The 4375-nt window shown below is 61.8% G+C and carries 3 protein-coding genes; all 3 read left to right on the top strand.

The window, feature by feature from the left end:
- On the top strand, positions 1-2153 hold a 2153-nt coding region (locus F3I21_RS23080), incomplete at its 5' end, for a conjugative transfer relaxase/helicase TraI domain-containing protein (protein ID WP_150059899.1).
- 68 nt (positions 2154-2221) lie between these two features.
- Positions 2222-3019 carry a DsbA family protein gene (locus F3I21_RS23075; protein ID WP_150059898.1) on the top strand — a complete coding sequence of 266 codons (798 nt, stop codon included), beginning with the start codon at positions 2222-2224 and terminating at the stop codon, positions 3017-3019.
- A gap of 725 nt (positions 3020-3744) precedes the next feature.
- The coding region (repA, locus tag F3I21_RS23070; RefSeq protein ID WP_150059897.1) for a plasmid replication initiator RepA at positions 3745-4375 on the top strand (631 nt) is incomplete at its 3' end.

The following is a 4375-nucleotide window of genomic DNA, read 5'->3' as shown; positions in this document are numbered from 1 at the left end:
TGCTGTTTCTTATCGATGAGTCTTCCATGATCGGTAACCAGGACACCGCGGCGGCGTACCGCGCAATCGCTGCCGGCAACGGCCGTGCCGTGGCGGTGGGGGACATTGCGCAGCTGCAGTCGCCTGAGAGCGGCGCGCCGTTCCAGCTGATGCAGGAGCGGAGCCCGATCGACGTCGCGGTGATGAAGGAAATCGTACGCCAGCGTGATACGGCGCTGAAATCTGCGGTTTACAGCATCATCGGTAATGATTCCGCAGCGGCGCTGAGAAAGATTGAAAGTGTCGCGCCAGACGTCGTACCCCGCCGGGCAGGTACGGTGGTACCTGGCGGGTCAATTGTTCAGTCAGCAGACCCGGTGTCCAGCATTGTGGCTGACTTTATGAGCCGCACCGATGAGGCGCGTGAGCAGACCGTGATCATGGTGCAGTTGCATGAAGACCGCAGAGCCATCAACGAGGGCATCCATAATGCGATGGTGGTGGCGAAAGAGCTGGGCGGGGAAGCCCGGACCGTCTCTGTCCTGGACCGGATTAATGGCGGGCGGCACGATTTTAACCGCATAAAGGACTGGGAAACCGGTCAGGTGGTTATGGCAAACCAGCGGTATCTGCACGTTACCGGCGTGGACCACGAAAATGGCAACGTCACCCTGCGGGATGAAGCGGGGCGCACGCACTACTGGTCGCCGCAGGAGCTTAACGCAATGGAAATCGAGGTTTTTGAACACCGTGAAATTGAGCTGCGCACCGGTGACAGCGTCCGCCTGAGTAAAACCCAGAAGCAGGCCGGTCACGCTGCGCACGAGCAATACCGCGTCGATGAACTGCGCGAAAACGGTGAGATTGTTCTGCGTAACGGCAGCGGGGTGAAGGTCATCGACCCGGCGACAACGCTGGCAGACCGGCACGTGGATTACAGCTGGGCGGTCACCGGCTATGGTGCGCAGGGTGCCAGTGCCCGGTACTCGCTGGCGCTGGAAGGCGTGGAAGGTGCCCGTAAGCGGATGAGCGGCGCGCGGGCGTTTTATATCAACGTCTCACGCGCGAAGGACCATGTCCAGATTGTTACAGATGACAGAGCCGGCTGGATGGAGACGCTCGGCGTCCGGAAAAACGGACCGGCGACGGCGCATGACGCGCTTATGCCGGAGCCTGAGCGGGATCAGGCCCGGCGGATCTGGGCGATGGGGCAGGCCGCGTCGAAAACCGCAATTGGCCGTGCGTACCTGCGGTCAAACGGCCTCAGCGGCAGCCCCGTGACGGCACGTATCATCCCGCCGACGCGAAAGTTCCCTGAACCCCACCTGGCCCTGCCGGTGTTTGACGGTAACGGTAAACCGGCGGGCCTGACAATGGTTCCGCTGCGCCCCGGAAGCGGTGACGTCGATCGGGGGGCCGAGCGGCGTATCGTCACCGCTGGCGCGCAGGCTGCACTTGTACAGAAAAGCCGGAACGGAGAAACACTTGTGGTGGCCACGCTGGAAGAGGCGCTCAGCGCGGCGCGAAAATACCCGACGTCCGGCATTCTGCTGAAGACCGGGGACGCCGCTCCGTCTCCGCAGCTGCTGAAGGTTTCCGGCGGCCTGGAGCCGCTCGCCGGGGCGGCGGTGGAAGAGGCGGTCAGAAGCCTGCAGAGCCCGCCGCCTGTTCCGGATGAACCGGTCACGCCGGCGGCACCCACCGGCATTGGCGACGAGACCATCAGAGACCTCGTCAGGCAGGACGCGCATCAGCCTGATGTGCCGGACGCGCCGGAGGTGCAGTTCAGCGTCAGAGACGGGCGGGCAGACGTGGCGGCAGAGGAAAAGCTCGCCGCAGACCTCAGCCGTGCAGTTCCACAGGAGGCGGCTGACATTGAGCAGCCTGTGGAGCCTGTCGCGAAGCCTGCCGTGGACGAAACGGACCTGGCCGGCCGGGTTCTGGAAGGCAGCCGGCAGGCTTATCCGGAGGTCAGGATGCCGGAGGAGAGCCGGGAGCAGCCGGTGCCTTCAGGAAAAGGAGAATCAGAACTGGCAACAGAGCTTGCCGCAGGTTCGCGGACGTACAAAGAGATTGCGGCGGGGATCAGCATGCCGGCTCAGCACGAGGGGCCCGAGCGCCTGCCGCCCGAACTTTCTCACGAACCGTCCCGGAACATACAAAAAGAACGTTAATTACTGCGGCCCGCCCTGTGCGGCCGCCTCACCTTCCGCCTGCTCCGCGCAGGCATGCGAGAGAAATCATGAAACAGATCCTGAAACTGGCCGCCATTGCGCTGGCCATGAGCACCGCTTTGCCCTCAGCACCATCGAGTGCGGCTGAGGCTGCAGACTTTACCCCCGCGCAGCAGGCCCGCATTGGTGAAATTGCCGCTGACTACCTGGTGGCGCATCCCGACGTGCTCATTGAGGTGAGCAAAAAGCTGCAGGCGCGCCAGCAGGCGATGCTGCAGCAGGCTTACGTGCAGTCTGCGCTTAAAGCTCACCGGCTGCTGATGCAGCTCGACGGCGTACCGGTTAAGGGGCCGGCGGATTCGAAGGTCATCGTTACGGAGTTCTTTGACTACGAATGCATCGCCTGCAGCATGATGGCGCCGGTGATGGAAAAGGTGATAGCCGCCAACGCCGGCGTACGCTTTGCCTTCCGCGACTGGACCATCTTTGCCGCACGCTATCCGGAATCGACGCTGGCCTCGCACCGCGGGCTGGGTATTTACCGCAGGCAGGGCGCGGAGGCCTACATGGCCTTCCACAACGGGATTTACCGGACCGGGCACAACGAGGGGAAACTCACGGCAGAGGATATTGAAAAGGTGGCTACGGCCGCCGGCGCAGGTACGGCTTCCGGTGATGGCAGTGCTGCCTCCGACAGGCTCATCGAAAACAACGACGCGCTGGCGGAGATGCTGGGACTGACGGGCACGCCGGGCATTATCGTCATGCCGGCTGAGAATGCCACGGCAGACAACACCACCGTCATCCCGGGCGTCGTCAGTGAAGACGTCCTGCAGCAGGCCATCCTCCGCGCAGGCGGAAACTAAAAAAGCCCGGTGCAGAACCGGGCAACCAGCAGCGAGGGCATTATCAGAATGGTTTCACTGCCGGCGCGTGAGGGGGGATCGGCCATCCCGCCAGAACCTTTACCCCCTGACAGCCACGTCGTTCAGGCTGTTCGTTCCTCGCGCCGCTGCGGTACGCCTCAGCCTGAACGCCCTGCCCGTCGCATCAATGGCGATCGTCCGCGATCGTTCCGCTGAATAATGAAAAATTACCCGTCCCCCGTGCTCTCTGTCGTTTCAGCGTCCCGCCAGGCGCAGAACTGCGTTAAGCCACAACCGCAGTTGTGATGACGGTCACGGTAAAATTTATCGGTGAACTTTTTTTATCCATACGATTCGTGCTATGTGCAATCTGTGCTGGATTTAACCGGTTGAGATGGGTATTCTTTTCAGAATTCGCCGGGCGGCGATCCTTTTTAGATCCCTGTCGAATACTGTGGTGGTTGACGACGGGGATGTGCGAAAACCTGTGGCCGGACATGCGCGGCGCGGGCAGAATTGAACCGGATGGGACGTATCCGTTAAAACGTCCAGGGTACGGAGCGCGGGATTTACCGGGCTCTGAATGCAAAAACCCCCCGAAATCTGGATTCAACTTGGCGGAAGAGTCAGAAATCAGGGGGTCCAAAAGCAGGCGCTGGCCTGTGAAGGATTATAACGCATGCAGTTCATAAGACAACCCCTGTCCGCCATAAGTTCAGGACAGGGTGAATGACCAGATTTTAATCGGGTTAAACGACCCGACCTCCAGACCTGACGGGCGCCATCGCGGCGATCACGCCGTCACCTGCAAATGTCCTGAGCCTGTCTGGTTCGCGCCGCAGAACTATCGCCCGCTGCCGGGCGAGTTCGGCCACGCCATGCGCCGGCTCGTCGTGAAAGACCAGGCCACCGGCCAGCTGCGCCTGCGCCAGCGGATCTCACGCAATCCGTATTTCGTCAGGCTGCGCCACGCGGCCGGCCGCGAGCGCGACTTCCGGCCGGAGCGCCGCGCGCTGATTGACGCGATCATTCCATTGCTGATACAGCGCGCTGATATAGCCACCTGGGTAGTCACCGTTAACGTTGGCAGTCTCGCAGAAGAGCTCAGCCCGAAAGATGAGAACGGCGACGTCATACCCGGCACCCGGGTCGAGCCGTGCCGGCTGTCGCGCCTTTTTCCGGAGCTGGCGCGATACGGGCTGCTGGAGATGCCTTCGCTTGAGTGGGATCCGGTTGAGAAATTCTGGATGCCGCGTCATATCGTGCTCACCGATCGTTTCTGGCAGCTGTGCGGCGTCAACATGGATAAGCTGTATTTCCAGCGTAACGAGCGCCTTGTAGCTGAAGCGGAGGGCA

It is taken from the genome of Pantoea sp. B_9, from assembly GCF_008632015.1.
Taxonomy (GTDB): domain Bacteria; phylum Pseudomonadota; class Gammaproteobacteria; order Enterobacterales; family Enterobacteriaceae; genus Pantoea; species Pantoea dispersa.
Note: the sequence above shows the minus strand (reverse complement) of the source record. Positions and strands in the feature narration are given on the sequence as shown.

Coding starts and splice junctions, on each gene's coding strand:
- F3I21_RS23075 (WP_150059898.1), top strand. CDS start 2,222: ATGAAACAGATCCTGAAACTGGCCGCCATTGCGCTGGCCATGAGCACC.